15 protein-coding genes are annotated in these 15806 nt (G+C 67.3%); 8 read left to right on the top strand and 7 right to left on the bottom strand.

All coding sequences use genetic code 11. The features are described from left to right. Window positions 1–16 precede the first annotated feature (16 nt). The 3 genes from mdoH to JNK84_RS21250 form a co-directional block, all read right to left on the bottom strand. The gene (gene mdoH, locus JNK84_RS21260; RefSeq protein WP_293427997.1) at window positions 17–2200 is read right to left on the bottom strand and encodes a glucans biosynthesis glucosyltransferase MdoH; all 2184 of its coding nucleotides are present in this window, start codon (window positions 2198–2200) and stop codon (window positions 17–19) included. Further along, on the bottom strand, window positions 2176–3729 hold the full coding sequence (locus JNK84_RS21255) for a glucan biosynthesis protein (RefSeq protein ID WP_293427995.1): 1554 nt from the start codon (window positions 3727–3729) through the stop codon (window positions 2176–2178). The genes mdoH and JNK84_RS21255 overlap by 25 nt, the downstream gene beginning before the upstream one ends. A gap of 107 nt (window positions 3730–3836) precedes the next feature. Beyond that, a complete protein-coding gene (locus JNK84_RS21250) occupies window positions 3837–4769 on the bottom strand; it encodes a DMT family transporter (RefSeq protein WP_293427993.1) in 933 nt (310 codons plus the stop codon). Window positions 4770–4812: 43 nt separating this feature from the next. On the opposite strand from JNK84_RS21250, the gene JNK84_RS21245 reads away from it, so the two are divergent. Beyond that, window positions 4813–5847, top strand: a complete 1035-nt coding sequence (locus JNK84_RS21245) for a hypothetical protein (RefSeq protein ID WP_293427991.1) — start codon at window positions 4813–4815, stop codon at window positions 5845–5847. Here JNK84_RS21245 and pimA read toward each other — a convergent pair. From pimA to queF, 3 genes are all read right to left on the bottom strand, one after another. Further along, entirely contained in the window at window positions 5844–7502 is a 1659-nt protein-coding gene (gene pimA, locus JNK84_RS21240) for a dicarboxylate--CoA ligase PimA (RefSeq protein WP_293427989.1), read from the bottom strand. The genes JNK84_RS21245 and pimA overlap by 4 nt on opposite strands. A 104-nt stretch (window positions 7503–7606) precedes the next feature. Continuing rightward, window positions 7607–8464, bottom strand: coding sequence for a hypothetical protein (locus JNK84_RS21235; protein ID WP_293427987.1), 858 nt, complete (start codon window positions 8462–8464; stop codon window positions 7607–7609). 52 nt (window positions 8465–8516) lie between these two features. Then, window positions 8517–8963 (bottom strand): preQ(1) synthase, encoded by a 447-nt coding sequence (gene queF, locus JNK84_RS21230; RefSeq protein WP_293427985.1) that lies wholly within the window; start codon window positions 8961–8963, stop codon window positions 8517–8519. Window positions 8964–9204: 241 nt separating this feature from the next. On the opposite strand from queF, the gene JNK84_RS21225 reads away from it, so the two are divergent. After that, window positions 9205–9690: an ankyrin repeat domain-containing protein gene (locus tag JNK84_RS21225; RefSeq protein ID WP_293427983.1), complete on the top strand. Its 486-nt coding sequence runs from the start codon at window positions 9205–9207 to the stop codon at window positions 9688–9690. A gap of 128 nt (window positions 9691–9818) precedes the next feature. Then, window positions 9819–11102 carry a phosphopyruvate hydratase gene (eno, locus tag JNK84_RS21220; protein WP_293427981.1) on the top strand — a complete coding sequence of 428 codons (1284 nt, stop codon included), beginning with the start codon at window positions 9819–9821 and terminating at the stop codon, window positions 11100–11102. A 106-nt stretch (window positions 11103–11208) separates the two neighbouring features. Here the strand turns inward: eno and JNK84_RS21215 are convergent, their stop codons facing one another. Continuing rightward, complete coding sequence (locus tag JNK84_RS21215) at window positions 11209–11916, bottom strand: YbjN domain-containing protein (RefSeq protein WP_293427979.1); 708 nt, start codon at window positions 11914–11916, stop codon at window positions 11209–11211. A 251-nt stretch (window positions 11917–12167) separates the two neighbouring features. Between JNK84_RS21215 and JNK84_RS21210 the strand changes: the two genes are divergently transcribed. From JNK84_RS21210 to JNK84_RS21190, 5 genes are all read left to right on the top strand, one after another. After that, window positions 12168–13064, top strand: a complete 897-nt coding sequence (locus JNK84_RS21210) for a DMT family transporter (RefSeq protein WP_293427977.1) — start codon at window positions 12168–12170, stop codon at window positions 13062–13064. 51 nt (window positions 13065–13115) lie between these two features. Further along, window positions 13116–13433: an FtsB family cell division protein gene (locus tag JNK84_RS21205; protein ID WP_293427975.1), complete on the top strand. Its 318-nt coding sequence runs from the start codon at window positions 13116–13118 to the stop codon at window positions 13431–13433. 191 nt (window positions 13434–13624) lie between these two features. After that, complete coding sequence (gene pdhA / locus JNK84_RS21200) at window positions 13625–14686, top strand: pyruvate dehydrogenase (acetyl-transferring) E1 component subunit alpha (protein ID WP_293427973.1); 1062 nt, start codon at window positions 13625–13627, stop codon at window positions 14684–14686. 46 nt (window positions 14687–14732) lie between these two features. Then, window positions 14733–14975: a hypothetical protein gene (locus tag JNK84_RS21195; protein ID WP_293427971.1), complete on the top strand. Its 243-nt coding sequence runs from the start codon at window positions 14733–14735 to the stop codon at window positions 14973–14975. A 21-nt stretch (window positions 14976–14996) separates the two neighbouring features. After that, window positions 14997–15806 (top strand): pyruvate dehydrogenase complex E1 component subunit beta (locus JNK84_RS21190; RefSeq protein WP_293427969.1); only part of this gene is annotated, 810 nt, incomplete at its 3' end.

The following is a 15806-nucleotide window of genomic DNA, read 5'->3' as shown; positions in this document are numbered from 1 at the left end:
ACCGGTCAAGGTGACGCTAGGGGACCTGCGTCTCCCGTGCCTCCGGGAGCGCCGCGAGCAGAGCGATCAGCGCCCGGTCGTGCAGCACCAGCATGGATTCCCTGCCTGATAGCCAGGCGCGGGCGTCCTCGATGGACTGGGCGTCGGTGAGCTTGGCCTCGGCAATGACCCGGTCGGTGTCGATCTTGCCGCGCACGCGCGGAGGCGGCACCTGGATGATCTGTTGGTGCAGGTCGCGGAACGCGATATCGCCGTGGATCAGATCCAGTGCCTTGTGGTTCTCGAGGTCGAGGGCCTCGAATTCCTGCCCAAGCTTCCACGCCCGCTCGGCAATCGGCGGGGGCGCCGATTCCTCGGGGATCAGCAGCAGCCGCATGCGGCGCAACGTCCAGCCGATGCCGGCGGAAGCCGAAGCCCACGAGGTCGGGATCGCCATCCAGAGCCCGATAATGGTCGGCGACATCCAGGCGAAGATGTAGGGCGAGATGGAAAAGGCGGCGATGGCCGCAACGATGCCGAGCGCCGTATGCCGCCAGTGCCGCTGCACGATGGCGCGGAAGGGGATCGAGCCATCATCCCGGCGCTGCGTCTTCCAGCCGGTATCGCGACCGGAAATGATCGAGAAGACCGAGCTCGACTGGATCAGCATCATGACCGGGGCGATCAGTGCCGAGAGGATGATCTCCAGCACGGTGGAGATGGTCAGCATGATCGCGCCGCCGCTGCCACGCCGCGCCGGGCCGTTCACCAGCGTCACGAACCAGCCGAAGACCTTGGGCGCGAGCAGGATGCCCATGGTGATCAGGAACAGGTTGTAGGCGCGCTCGGAATCGAAGACCGGCCAGGCCGGAAACAGCGTGAACTGGTTGGTGAAATATTCCGGGCGGATGAAGGCGGCCTGCAAGGCGAGCAACAGGCCGATGAGCAGCTGGACGAACCAGAGCGGGCTCGACACGTAGCTCATGATGCCAGTGGCGAGATGCTGGCGCGTTGCCCAGTGCAGACCTTTGGCGCCGATGACCCGGCTGTGCTGGAGGTTGCCCTGGCACCAGCGGCGGTCGCGGATGGCGAGATCCATCAGCGAGGGCGGGCTTTCCTCATAGGACCCGTCGAGGTGTGGCAGCATGTAGACGGCATAGCCGCGACGGCGGATCAGGCCGGCCTCGACGAAGTCGTGGCTGAGGATATGGCCGCCGAAGGGCGGCTTGCCCGGAAGGTCCGGCAGGCCGGCCGAGGAGGCGAAGGCCTCCATGCGGATGATGGCATTGTGGCCCCAGTAATTGCCGTCGCGGCCTGACCAGACGGCAAGGCCCGCCGCGCAGACGGGACCATAGACGCGCGCGGCGAATTGCTGAAGCCTCGCGATGAGCGTGTTGCGGTTGATGAGCCGGGGCAGCGTCTGGATGATGCCGGAATCCGGGTCCTTCTCCATCGCATCCGCGAGCGCGACGATCGTCTCGCCGGTCATGACGCTGTCGGCGTCGAGCACGATCATATGGGCGTAGTTGCCGCCCCACTGGGTGACGAAGTCGGCGATGTTGCCGGCCTTGCGCGCGGTGTTCTTCGGGCGGTGGCGGTAATAGATGCCGACGCCGGGCAGCCGCTCGCGCAGGGCGAGAAAGGCGCGCTCCTCGGCGATCCAGATGTCGGGATCGGTGGTGTCCGACAGGAAGAAGAAGTCGAACGATGCGCCGTGACCTGTGGCGATCACGTCCTCGGCGATCGCCTGTACCGTCCCGAAAACCCGCGCCGGGCTCTCATTGTAGATCGGCATGACCAGCGCAGTGCGCTCGATCAGGTCATCGGGCAGGACCGGCTTGCGGTTGAGACCGTGGCGCAGCAGGTGACCGAGCCCGAGCAGGCCAGTGGTGAAAGCGAGCCCGATCCACGAGAAATTGATCACGAACAGGATGAGGAAGGCCCATTCCAGCAGCGTCACGCCGCCGGCTTCGACCACCTTGTACATCTGCCAGGCGCCGAAGCCGGTGATCGCCGCCATGCCGCCGAAGGCGACGAGGCGGGAGAAGCCGGGCTTGCGCCAGAGTTCCGGCGCAAGGCGCGGCCGCCGCTCGGCCCTGTTCCACCGGCGCAGCGACTGGGCCGGCATGGCGAGCGGGGCATGCGCAGGCATGGCGGCGCGTTCGCGGGCGACCGGCTGAGCTGCCGGCCGTTCGGTCAGGGCGTCCATCGATAGAGCCATGTCTCGCTTTGCGCCTGTCCTTCGCGCTCCAGAACCAGCCTCAGTTCCACCTGATTAGCGGTCTCCGGGTCAAGATCGAATGCGACGCGATAGAGCTTTACTTCGGGAACCAGGCGCCCGTCGACGCTGACGATCCGCCCGCGCTGGTTGGTGAGATTGGGGCGAAGATTCTGCACCTTTGCCGGATCGGCGAAGTCGTCGGATGAGAAATCGACGAGGAAGCGCCGGCGGCGGCCACCGCCGGGCGCGCGGCCGGTGCGCGTCGCGGAAACCAATGCGATCTGCGGTCGCTCGGGCGGCGACCAGCACCAGTGCATGCGATAGGTGAATGAATGCTCGGTGCCCCGGCCAAGCGGCGCGCGCGGCCGCCAATAGGCGAGGATGTTGCGGTTCATCTCGTCGTTGACGGGAATCTCGACGAGTTGCACCTGCCCCTGGCCCCATTCGCCCAGCGGCTCGATCCATACGCTCGGACGCCGCTCGAAACGGCCGTCGAGATCGTTGAACGCCTCGAACCGCCTATCGCGCTGCAACAGGCCGAAACCGCGCGGGTTCTGGTCGACGAAGGCGGCGATCTGAAGCGTGTCGGGGTTCTGGACAGGCCGCCAGATCCATTCGCCGTTGCCGTTCCAGATCTGCAGGCCGTTGGCGTCGTGCACCGCGCCGCGAACGTCGTCGATATTGATGCGGTCGTTGGGCGCGAAGAGGTAGTTGGCGGTCATCGGCGCTATGCCGACATGGGCGAGGTCGCTGCGCGGGAACAGCGTTGCCTCGACATCGCAGACCGTGACGTCGCCGGGCCGGATGGAGAAGCGGTAGAGCCCGGTGACGTTCTCCGAGTCGAGCAGGCCATGAACCACGAGGCTCGATCCACCGGGGCCGGGCCGCTCGATCCAGAAGGCGCGGAAGGCGGGAAATTCCTCGCCCTGCGCCTCGGCGACGTTGAGGGTGAGACCGCGGGCCATGACGCCGAAAGTCTGCCCGCGCGCGAGCGCGCGGAAGAGGCTCGCGCCCTGAAACACGAGGAACTCGTCGGCCGGGTCCGGCCGGTTCAGCGCGGAGAACGCGCGAAAACCGCTGAACGGCACCTGGATATCGGCCGGGGGCGGGGGAACGCTGCCGTAGTCGAACATGTCGGCGGCGAAGCGCTGGTCGCGGATGATGCCGCCGTCGACCGTGCGGATCGTCACGGGCGTCGTGAAGACGTTGCCCGCGGGCAGAAGGTCGAGCGTGAAGCCGCGATTCTCGCCAGCCCAGATGCGGCGGTCGGGCTTGAAGCGGATCTGCCGGTACTGGTCGAGGGAGAGCTGGGCGAAGCCGCGCGGGATTTCCGCACGCGGAGCCTGATAGGGCTGGCGTGAGATTTCCCGGGCAAAATCGATCAGCGCGTCGCGCGAGATCGCCTGTCCGTCCGACACAGCGGCCTGCGCGGTCTGGAGCGCGGTCTGCTGGGCGAAAGCCGAACGGGCCTGCGCCAGCAGGGCGGGCGCGGCCAGAAGGGATGTAAGGAGGGTACGGCGGCTCGGCATGAAGCGGTCGGTCGGCGGTTCTTTCGGGCGGGCCCGGCCCCCGGCCGGCGGGCATGCGCTGGAGACAGGTGGGGTTATAGACGAATTCGACGCGAAGACGAGGGACTTCACTCCACCTCACGCCTGCGCAGCATGGGCAGAATGTCTGGCGGAGCTGTGGCGGCGATGAGGCCGACAAGGACGAGGGCCATGCCTGCGAGATGGAAGGCGCGGAACTCCTCGCCGAGGAAGATCACGGCCATGCCGACCCCGTAGACGGGCAGCAGGTAGAGGAAGCAGGACGTGATCGACGGTCCGACCACCTTCACGCCGTACTGGTAGAGCGAGAAGGCGCCGACGGCCGAGAACAGCGCAAGCGCCACCACCCCGAGCCAAACCCGGTCCGTATCGGGCCAGCCTCCCTGCGTCGCAAGCTCGATCGCTGCGAATGGGGCAAGCACCGCCGTTCCCGCCACGGCGATGGCGGCGAACAGCGTCAGGGTGGGTATCGCTGTCAGCCGGTCGTTCTTCAGGACGAGCGAATAGACGGCCCAGGCGAGAGCGGCCGCGGCCATGCCGATGTCGCCGGGATTGAAGTCGAGGCGCGCGAGCGAGCCGAGATCGCCCCGCAGGACGATCACCGCGACGCCCAGCATGGCCAGCGCGACCCCGCCGAGCCGCGCCAGCGGCAGCCGGCGGCCCCAGGCTGCCGCCTCGATCAGGAGAACGAGGACGGGCGAGGTCGTGTAGATCAGCGTGCCGTTGGTCGCCGTCGTCATGCCGAGAGCCCAGTAGACGCCGGCGCCGCATATTCCCATCCCGAGAAAACCCAGCAGCAGGATGCGACGCCAGGATACGGCCAGACGTTCGCGCTCCGCAGCGAGCGAACCCCAGGTGAATGGCAGGAGCAGGATGGCGGCGACGCCCCAGCGCAACGCGGCGAGCGTGAAGGGCGGCACGGCATCGCCCATGGCGCGGGCGATGACCAGATTGGACGAAAACAGCAGCGGCATGACGAGCAGCAGCAGATAGGCGCGCTTTGCCTCGCTCGGTGTCGCCATGATTCCCGCCCCGGAGGCATTCCCCCTCGCGCTGACAGCAAGCATGCCGGCGGGACTCTGGCAAGCGGTGGCGATTCATGGCTGCGGCGCGGCCCCGGTGCTGCTGGATCGTGGGCGAGCGACCTATCGTCCGCGCCCGATCGAATTGAGGGGAATGCCGGTGCTGACGCGATTGCGGGCGCTCGCGGCCGACGGGCCGGTCGTTCTGACGTTTGGCGTGGTAGCGGGACTGGCACTCCCGCCGCTGGCCGACGCCGTGCGGCCGCTGCTGACGGCCTGCGTCTTTGTCTTCGTCGCCGGCACCTTCCTCCGGCTGGATGGCGCGTCGGTTCTGGCGGCGCTGAAGAACCCCCGTTTCGGAATTGTCCTGCCTCTTGCCGCGATCGTGCTGACGCCGCTGGCCGTGGCTCAGGGGGCGGCGGCGATCGGCTGGACCGGCCCGCTCGCGGCCGCGCTCGTGCTGAGCCTCGCCGCGCCGCCGTCGAGCGCCAACGCTGCCATCGCGCGGATGCTGGGTGCGACGGGATCGATCGCCTTCGTCGTCACGACGGTCGCGACCTTCGCCGTCCCGCTGTCCGCGCCGCTCGTCATGATGCTGTCAGGGTCAGCACAGGCGAACCTGTCGCCGTCCGATCTCGCGATTCGGCTGTTCGTGCTGCTCGGCGCCGCCGGCGGGCTGACGCTTGCCCTGAGGCGCTTTGCGCCTCGCTTCGTCGAGGACAATGGCAGCATGTTCGACCGCGTGGTGGTCGCAGCCCTGTTCGTGTTCGCCATGGCGACGATGAGCGGCGTGCCGCGGCTGTTCTGGGCCGACCCGGCAACGGTGCTGCTGACGGTCGCCGTGGCTTACGCGGCGAATGTCGTCCTCGCCTTCGTCTTCGCACTGGCTTCGCCGGGCTCCCTTGCGGAGCGCACCGAGATCGGCCTGACCATGGGCAACCGCAATGTCGGGCTGATCTGGGCGGCACTCGGGGCCGGCATCGATCCGTTCGTCGCGCTCTATTTCGCCGCTGCGCAGTTTCCGATCTTCACGACGCCATTGCTGATCAGGCTGCTGCGCCGGCCAAGGCCGGCCTAGCCGGCCGCCTTGATCTCACTGCGAAGCTCCGCGCGCGAGAGCTTGCCGACGGGGGTTTTCGGCAGGCTGTCGCGGAATTCGAGCGCAGCCGGCATTTCGTGCTTGCCGACCTTGTCCTTCAGGAAGACCTGCAACTCCTCCAGCGTGAAGGGCTTGGCGCCCTCGCGCAGGGTGACGAAGGCCTTGGCCGCCTCGCCGCGATAGCTGTCGGGCACACCGAGCACGATGACCTCGGCGACCGCCGGGTGCTCGTAGACAACCTGCTCGATCATCTGCGGATAGACGTTGAAGCCGCCGGAAATGATCATGTCCTTCTTGCGGTCGACGATGAAGAAGAAACCGTCCTCGTCCATGAAGCCGATATCGCCGGTGAGGAACCAGCCGTCGGCGTAGGAGGCCTTCGATTCCTCCGGCTTGTTCCAGTAACCGCGCGTGACGTTGGGGCCGCGGATCCGGATCTCGCCTATCTCGCCCGGCGGCAGCACCTTGTGCGGGTCGTCGAGGGCGCAGATGTCCAGTTCCAGACCGGGCAGGGGAAGGCCGATCGTGCCGGGCTTGGACAGGCCGGTATTCGGTACGTTGGTGCCGGCCGGCGACGTCTCGGTCATGCCCCAGCCGCCGGTCAGGCGGAAGCCGGCGCGGCTCTCGAACCGCCGCGCGATCTCGACCGGCAACGGCGCGCCGCCGGACGCGGCATAGATCAGCGAGGACAGATCGACGGTCGCGAAACGGGGGTGGTTGACCAGTGCGATCCACATGGTAGGCACGCCGGGAAAGATGGTCGCGCGCCGCTTCTCGAAGTCGTCGAAGGTCTGATCAGGATCGAAGCGCATGCGCAGCATCAGGCATGAGCCGCGCGTGAGCTGGCGCAGCATGACGCTGGTCAGGGCGTAGATGTGGAATAGCGGCAGGACGAGGATGATCTTGTCCTTGGCGGGATCGCCGGTCGGCAGCGCCACCTGCCAGGCGTCATAGATGGACACCGCCGAGGTGAGGTTGCCATGGCTGAGCATGGCGCCCTTCGGCATGCCGGTGGTGCCGCCGGTATATTGCAGCAGGGCGACATCGTCGGGCTTCACCTCCGGCCAGACGGCCGGGCGTGCGGCGTCGCCCACGAAGGACGCGAAGGTGACGATGCCCGGCTTGTCGGGGATCGGAAGCGTCGGAATGCCCGACGGGCCGAAGGCGGCATCCTCGGTGACGATCAGACGGTCGATCAGCCCGGCATCGAAGAGCTTCAGAGCCGTGCCGAACAATGGGGCGATGTCGGTGGTGACCAGCGTGCGCGCGCCGGCATCCTTCAGCTTGTAGGCGAGGACGCGCTCGGCATCGAGCGGCGAGAGATGGGCGAGCCGGATACCGGCCTTGGCCGCGCCGAAGAAGGAGATCGGATGATAGGGGGTGTTCGGCAGGTAGAGCGCGACCGTGTCGTTGCGGCCGAGGCCGGCGCGAAGCAGCGCGCCACCGAAGGCGTCCGACCGGCGTCCCAGTTCGGCATAGCTGATCAACTGATCGCGGAATTCGAAGGCCGGACGTTCGCCGAAACTGGCGGCGGCCTCGTCGACCAACGTGCCGAGCGTCGTCACGCGGATCGGCGCGTCCCAACGCACGCCCGGCGGATAGGACTTTTCCCAAGCGAAAGGCCTGGATGCCATGCGGAATTCCTCCCTGACCGGCGGATGTCTCCGGACAGCCCGGGCTCCGCTCTTGTTCTGGATGTTGGACGACCGCTCGCGCGGCACGCGCGCAAACCGGGGGGTCAGCGCACTGCCAGCCTTTGTCCGTCGAAAACGGCCGGTTTGCAATTCACACCTGCGGAAGAGAGCGTCGCGCAGAGGCGTGTGGCCGCATTGGCATTGGACAGCGGGCCGACCACGAGCCGCAGTTCGACCGCTCCCTGCCGTCCCTCCTGCACCGCGACCACGGGGCGCAACCCCTCCATGATCGGGCCGTGCTGGTTGCGGAACTGCTGCCAGCGTGCGCGCAGGGCGTCCATGTTGGCCTCGCCCGCGATATCGACGCCGAACTCGGTGCGAATGGCGGTGGATTCCTGCGTGTCGGGCGGGGCAGCGGCGGCCTGGTTCGGCGGCGGGCTCGGCACGGGCGCGACGACCGGCGCGGGCTGGGCGGTTGCCGGCGGGGCGGGTGCAGCGGACGCTGGCGGCTGAACGGGGGCGGCGGGTGGCGGCGCAGTCTCGATGACGCGAACCGGGCGCGGCTGGGCCGGCTCCGATCGCGGAATGGAGGCGGTCACGTCGCCGACCGTGCGCTCAACGGCGGCAAGCCGGTCGATCAGAACCTCGCGCTCGGCGGCCATGACACGGAGCTGGTCGGCGAGCCGGCGGGTCTCATAGACGAGCATCGGGTCGGCGGCCGGCTGGCGCGGCGGCTCGGGGCGCTGCGCCACCTGAACGGGCGGGGCGGGGGCGAACAGCCGCGCGACGCGCTGTGAACCGGCCTCGGTGCGCGTGGCGATGACGGCCGCCGAGACCATGAACAGCGCGACGCCGGCCCAGGTCATCAGGCGCGACAGGAGGCGCCGCGGCGGCTCGTCGGTCAGTCCGTCGAGCTTCGCGGTCAGATCGGCATCGTCCTTGTCGCGGCTGGCCTTGAGCATGGCATGTCAGATGTCGCTGATTCGACGGTCCAACGTCCATCAGGACGATCAATCAGCCCCGGCCGCGATAGGGCGCGACGCCCTGTTCCGGGATCCAGACGCCGCGCGGCGGTTCGCCGGTCTGCCAGAACACGTCGATGGGAATACCCCCGCGCGGATACCAGTAGCCGCCGATCCTGAGCCAGCGGGGGGAGATGACTTCGACGAGCTTGCGCCCGATGGCGACGGTGCAGTCCTCGTGAAACGCGCCATGGTTGCGGAACGAGGTCAGATACAGCTTGAGCGATTTCGACTCCACCAGCCACTGGTCGGGCACGAAGTCGATGACGAGATGGGCGAAGTCCGGCTGCCCCGTCACCGGGCAGAGCGAGGTGAATTCCGGCGCGACGAAGCGCGTGACGTAGTTGGTGTCGGCATGCGGGTTGGGCACGCGGTCGAGTTCCGCCACTTCGGGGGAGGCGGGGGTTTCGACCGCCTTGCCGAGCTTCAGTTCGGTCATGGCTGCTTGTCTCCAGTCCTGCCGCGCAAATCTGCGCGGATTTCGCCGCCGGTCCGTGAACTTTGCGCCCCTGCGCCGCCACAGAGAACCGACAGCCTGATCGGCGCGGGTGATAGCAGATCGACCGCGCGAAGGGGAATGCCGAGGGTGGTGGCCGGCATTCCCGGGAAGAGGAATGCGCATGGCCGCCGCGTCCCCCGGGACCTATTCCTTCGGCATCGACTATCCGGCCGATCTCGCATTGACGGTCGCCGCCTACAATTGCGCGCCGCTCGGCATCGTCCGGGCCCTCCGCGACGGCGCGCTGGTCGACGTCGCCAGCTCAAACGGCTTCACGCCGCTGATGTGGGTGTCGTTCCGCTCGGGTATCGGCTTCGACCCGATGGCCTCGGCCCGCTGGCTTCTGGCCGCCGGCGCCGATGTCAACCGGGTCGGCGGCAACCTGCCGGCCACCGCGCTGACGCTGGCCTGCGAGATGCACAATGCCGAGCTTGTCGGCCTGCTTCTGCGCAATGGCGCGGATCCGGACCCGCCGCGCCATGTGGATTCCCCGGTTCATTGCGCTTTGCCGGCCGCCGATGTCGTGGCCCTGCTGATCGCCGCCGGCGCGGACCGAAACCGCATTTACCGGAAACAAACGGCGCTGGAGCGCTATCTGGAAGGCTGGGCCGATCCGGAATTCGGCGACGCGGACCGGGACGAGGCCATGCGACGGCTGCTCGGGTGATGGTTTCAGCGGGAGAATGGCAGCAAGCCATGCCGAAAAGCCGGCCGGACCTGCCTCCGGCGGCTTGAACGGGCCGGCCCATGCTGTAGAACCCCGCCATCCTCCTCCGCAGCGCAACAGAGGCCGCAATGACAGCCATCGTCGACATTATCGCCCGCGAAATCCTCGACAGCCGGGGCAATCCGACGGTGGAGGTCGACGTGCTGCTGGATGACGGCGCGAAGGGCAGGGCGGCGGTGCCGTCGGGCGCTTCCACCGGCGCGCACGAAGCGGTCGAGCTCCGCGACGGCGACAAGGCGCGCTATCTCGGCAAGGGCGTGCGCAAGGCCATCGACGCCGTCAACGGCGAGATTTTCGATGCGCTTTCGGGTCTCGACGCCACCAACCAGGTGCAGATCGACGAGACGATGATCGCGCTCGACGGCACGCCGAACAAGAAGCGCCTCGGCGCCAACGCCATCCTCGGCGTGTCGCTCGCCACCGCCAAGGCGGCCGCGATTTCCCGCGACCTGCCGCTCTACAAGTATGTCGGTGGCGCTTTCGCCCATGTCCTGCCGGTGCCGATGATGAACATCGTCAATGGCGGCGCCCATGCCGATAACCCCATCGACTTCCAGGAATTCATGATCATGCCGGTCGGTGCGCCGACCTTCGCCGACGCGGTCCGCACCGGCTCGGAGATCTTCCACACGCTCAAGGCGGCACTGAAGGCCGACGGCCACAACACCAATGTCGGCGACGAGGGCGGCTTCGCTCCCAACCTGAAGTCGGCGCAGGCCGCGCTCGACTTCGTCATGACCGCCATCGACAAGGCCGGCTACAAGGCCGGTGACGACGTGGTCATCGCGCTGGACTGCGCGGCGACCGAATTCTTCAAGGACGGCAATTACGTCTATGAGGGCGAGCGCAAGACGCGCGACCCCAAGGCGCAGGCGAAATATCTCGCCAAGCTCGTTGCCGACTATCCGATCCTCTCCATCGAGGACGGCATGGCCGAGGACGATCTGGAGGGCTGGAAGATCCTCACCGATCTCGTCGGCTCCAAGTGCCAGCTCGTCGGCGACGACCTGTTCGTCACCAACACCAAGCGTCTGTCGATGGGCATCGACAAGGGCCTCGGCAATTCGATCCTGGTGAAGGTCAACCAGATCGGCACGCTGACCGAGACGCTGGCCGCTGTCTCCATGGCCCACAATGCCGCCTATACCGCGGTCATGTCGCATCGTTCGGGCGAGACCGAGGACGCGACGATCGCCGATCTCGCGGTCGCCACCAATTGCGGGCAGATCAAGACGGGGTCGCTCGCCCGTTCGGACCGCACCGCCAAGTACAATCAGCTCATCCGCATCGAGGAGGAGCTGGGCACGCAGGCACGCTACGCCGGCCGCGGCGCCCTGAAGGCGAAGCGCTGACCCCGTTCGCGGGCCGGCGCGAAAGCGCGCCGGCACCTTGCGACCGAATATGAAAACGGCGGGCTTCGGGCCCGCCGTTTTCATGTTTTTGGGGAGCGTCGGCCGATCAGGTCCGGCGTTCGCCCGGACGGTCGCCGGTATTGCTCTTGCCGCCGGAGCCGCCACCGGAACCGCCGCCGGACTGATCCGGCTGGGCCTGGCCGGGCGACGAAGGCGGCATGCCCGGCGATGTCGAGCGACCGCCGCTGGAATCGGGAGCCGCCGGAGCGGGCGCGCGCTGCCCTCCGGCAGATCCTGCACCCTGGTCGCGCGGCGTGAAGCGGTCGAAGGCCGTCAGCATGGTCTGGAAGGTCTGGACCGATTCAGAGATGAAGCCGACCGTGACGCCACCGTCGAAATCGACGTCCCACTCGAGGACGAGGTCGCCGTCGGAGTCGATATAGGTCTTGGCGAAGCGCTTTTCGTAGTTCCAGGCATTGACGAAGGCGTGCGTGAAGCGATCGTTCCGCTCGAACAGGGCGCGATACTGGATCGACTGGCAGCCGGTATCGTTGCAGGCATAGAAGAAGACGGTGACCCGGCGGTTGCCGATCTGCGTCCGGAGCCGGGTGCGGTTGTTCTCCGAAACGATCTCGGCGCGATGACCGCGATTGCGCAGCAGGCCCGCCATCTGGTTGGGCGTGATGCGATCGAGGGTCTCGCCGCCGGATTGCTCCTGCCGGGGCTGGCGCTTCTGGGCGTCGGCCGAGGGAGCAAAGCCGGCAATGAGGGCCAGGGCGGCCAGCGCGGCGAGGGTGGTCGGACGTTTCGTCATCGTCAGCTCCTGATCGGCGCCCGATCGCGGCGCCATCTCCCAAATGAGGGTCGATCGCGAAGGTTTCGGCCGGATGGCCGGCAGGTTGTCCGCATATTGCGCCGGAACAGGGCCGGGTCAAAGCGCGGATTACGGGGGCGCCAACGCGCATGCCCGCTTGACGGCCGGCTGGCCAGCCGTGCCGGCATGGCAAACCTGCGCCGTTCCTTGTTGCGATGCGGCAGCGAAGGCGCGATGGGTGCCGGACCGCCATGTCCAGTTCCCCTCCATCCAAGCTCGCGCTGGCCGCCATGTTCCTGGCGGTGTCGATCTATGGCGGCCAGTTCGTTTCCGTTCGCTGGGGCCTGCAATCCGGCTTGTCGGCCTATGACATGGCGGCACTGCGGTTCATTTTCGCCGGCGCGGTCATGCTGCCCTTCTTCGTGCGCGCCGGCATCGCCAGTTGCGCCGGCCTCGGCTGGGGCAGGGGGATTGCGCTGGTGCTGACGGGCGGCGTGCCGCTCACCGTGCTGTCCAATGTCGGCCTGATCTTCGCGCCGGCAGCCCATGCCTCGGCGATCCAGCCCGGAATGGTGGCGGTGACCGCCACGGTGCTCGCCTATCTGGGCATGCGGGTGCGCCTGCCGTTCTGGTCCGCTGTCGGCTTTGCCATCGTGCTTTCGGGGCTCGCGGCGATCGCCGTTGCCGGATCGACGGGGCGGGAGGGCGGCATGACCATTCTCGGCGATGCGCTGTTCGTCGTCTGCGGCCTTGGCTGGGGCACGTTCACCTGGCTGTGCGGTCGCTGGCAGGTGCCCTCGGTGACAGGCGCCGCCGTCGTCTCGGTGCTATCGGCCGTTGCCTTCCTGCCATTCTACTTCCTGTTTCTCGACCCCGGCCTCGCGCAGGTGCCTTGGCCGATCATCGCCTTCCACGGCATCAACCAGGGCATTCTCAACGTCGCCATCGGGCTGCTGATGTGGACTTACGGCGCGCGCACGCTGGGCATCGCGCTCGCCGCGCGCTTCCCCCCGATGATCCCCGTGCTCGGGACGTTGATCGGCATTCCCGCGCTGGGCGAGGTGCCGAGCCCGCTTGCCGCGCTCGGCGTTGCCGGCATCGTCGCCGGCCTGCTGGTGGCCACTGTCGCGGGCACCGGCCGGCGGTAACTTTCAGGAAGCATTAACGCTCCTGAAACCGGCCGAGGGCATGATGCCGGCATGGTCGTGCGCACCAGACGTCAGCGAATCCTTCAGGCCGCCGGGCTCTATCTCGCGGCAGCGGCGATGATCGCCTATTTCGGCTTCCACGCCTATCACGGCGAGCACGGCATTCGCGCCAAGCAGCAGTTCATCGCCCAGATCGACGATCTCAACAAGGAACTGGCGGCTCTGCGATCGGAAAAGGCCGAGGTCGCCCGTCGCGTGACGCTGCTTCAGGCCGGCGCGCTCGACCCTGACCTTCTGGATCAGCGCGCCCGGCAAATCCTCAACTTTGCCGATCCGCGCGATCTCGTGCTGATCCTGCGGCGGCGCTGACGCATCCGGCATGCGCAATGCCGTCAACCGGAAATCGGTTGACGTTCCGCTGTGAACCGGAAACAAGTTAAGTCGCTGATTGCGTTGCAATGCCAATGGTTTGTGCGCCGCACAAGACCGATGGCGGCGACCTTCCCTCGCGCCGTGTCCAGCGCTACATGTTGGGGACGATGGCAGCGCAGGGGAAGCACATGGCTGCAACCGGGACAAAGGCCGCGGCGGCGAAGACGTCGAAATCCGCGGCGACCGCCAAACCGGCGGGCGCGAAAAGCGCGGGCAAGGCGAAACCTGCCGGCTTCTCAAGGGAGCAGGATCTCGACGCCTACCGCGAGATGCTGCTGATCCGCCGCTTCGAGGAGAAGGCCGGCCAGATGTACGGCATGGGCCTGATCGGCGGCTTCTGCCATCTCTATATCGGCCAGGAAGCGGTCGTCGTCGGCATGCAGATGGCGTCCAGGGCCGGCGATCAGATGATCACCGGCTACCGCGACCACGGCCACATGCTCGCAACCGGCATGAGCGCCAACGGCATCATGGCCGAGCTGACCGGCCGGCGCGGCGGCTATTCGCGCGGCAAGGGCGGCTCGATGCACATGTTCTCCGCCGAGAAGCACTTCTACGGCGGCCACGGCATTGTCGGCGCGCAGGTCTCGCTCGGCACCGGCCTCGCCTTCGCCAATCGCTATCGCGGCAACGACAATGTCTCGCTGACCTATTTCGGCGACGGCGCGGCCAATCAGGGCCAGGTCTACGAGAGCTTCAACATGGCCGCGCTCTGGAAGCTGCCGGTCATCTACGTCATCGAGAACAATCGCTACGCCATGGGCACGGCGGTGACGCGCGCCTCGGCGCAGACCGATTTTTCCAAGCGCGGCCTGTCGTTCAACATTCCCGGCGAGCAGGTCGACGGCATGGACATCCGCGAGGTCTATGCGGCGGCCCAGCGCGCCATGGAATGGTGCCGGTCCGGCAAGGGGCCCTACATCCTCGAGATGCAGACCTATCGCTATCGCGGCCATTCGATGTCGGACCCTGCCAAGTACCGGACCAAGGACGAGGTACAGAAGATGCGCACCGAGCACGATCCGATCGAGCAGGTTCGCGAGCGCCTCCTGAAGGACTGGAAGGTCGCCGAGGACGAGTTGAAGAAGATCGACGCGTCCGTCCGCGACATCGTGGCCGAGAGCGCCGAATTCGCCACCAACGATCCCGAGCCCGATCCGTCCGAGCTCTGGACCGACATCCTGAAGTGAGGGCCTCGGGGTGACGGCGGCCCATTTCATCGCAGGAGGCGTCTTCTTGATCGCCGCCGGCGCATGGCTTGTGGCCGCCTGGTCCGCCTTCCAGGCCTGGGTGATCTCCGAGCGGCACGAGCCCTACCGCGCGCTCGGCCTCAGCCGCCTCGTCAACTGGATGGGCGCGATCAAATACATGCCGCCAGAAGCGGCGCCGCATCTTGCCCGCTTCGCCAAGGCCGTCGGCGTGTTCTTCATCGCCGTCATTGCCGGGATCGCCACCGGCGTCGTTTCCGCCCGTTCCTGACCTCCTGATCGGAAGCCTTCCATGCCTGTCAACATCCTGATGCCGGCGCTTTCGCCCACGATGGAGAAGGGCAACCTCGCCAAGTGGACCAAGAAGGAAGGCGACAAGGTCAAGCCCGGCGACATCATCGCCGAGATCGAGACCGACAAGGCCACCATGGAAGTGGAGGCGGTCGACGAAGGTATCCTTGCCCGCATCGTCGTGCCCGAAGGCACGCAGGACGTGCCGGTCAACGAGCTCATCGCCGTGCTGGCGCAGGAGGGCGAGGACGTATCCGCCGCCGCCACCGAACAGCCGCGCGAGGCCAAGGCGCAGCAGCCGGCCGCCGAGCTGTCGGTTCCGCTGTCGAGCCCGGCCGTCTCGGTCGCGCCGTCCGTGGCAGCTCCCGCCGCGACCGTCGCGGCCGACCCCGATATTCCCGCCGGAACGGAGATGGTCACCATCACCGTGCGCGAGGCACTGCGCGACGCCATGGCCGAGGAGATGCGCAAGGACGAGGCCGTCTTCGTCATGGGCGAGGAGGTCGCCGAATATCAGGGCGCCTACAAGATCACGCAGGGACTGCTGCAGGAATTCGGCGCGCGGCGGGTCATCGACACGCCGATCACCGAGCACGGCTTTGCCGGCATCGGCGTCGGCGCAGCCTTCACGGGCCTGAAGCCCATCGTCGAGTTCATGACCTTCAACTTCGCCATGCAGGCGATCGACCAGATCATCAATTCGGCCGCGAAGACGCTCTACATGTCCGGCGGCCAGATGGGTTGCCCCATCGTGTTCCGTGGTCCGAACGGCGCGGCCGCGCGCGTCGCGGCGCAGCACAGCCAGGACTAT

Origin of the sequence: Phreatobacter sp., assembly GCF_016793595.1 — a bacterium.
Taxonomy (GTDB): Bacteria; Pseudomonadota; Alphaproteobacteria; order Rhizobiales; family Phreatobacteraceae; genus Phreatobacter.
The sequence above is the reverse complement of the archived record's forward strand: the minus strand, read 5'-3'. Positions and strand labels throughout refer to the sequence as shown.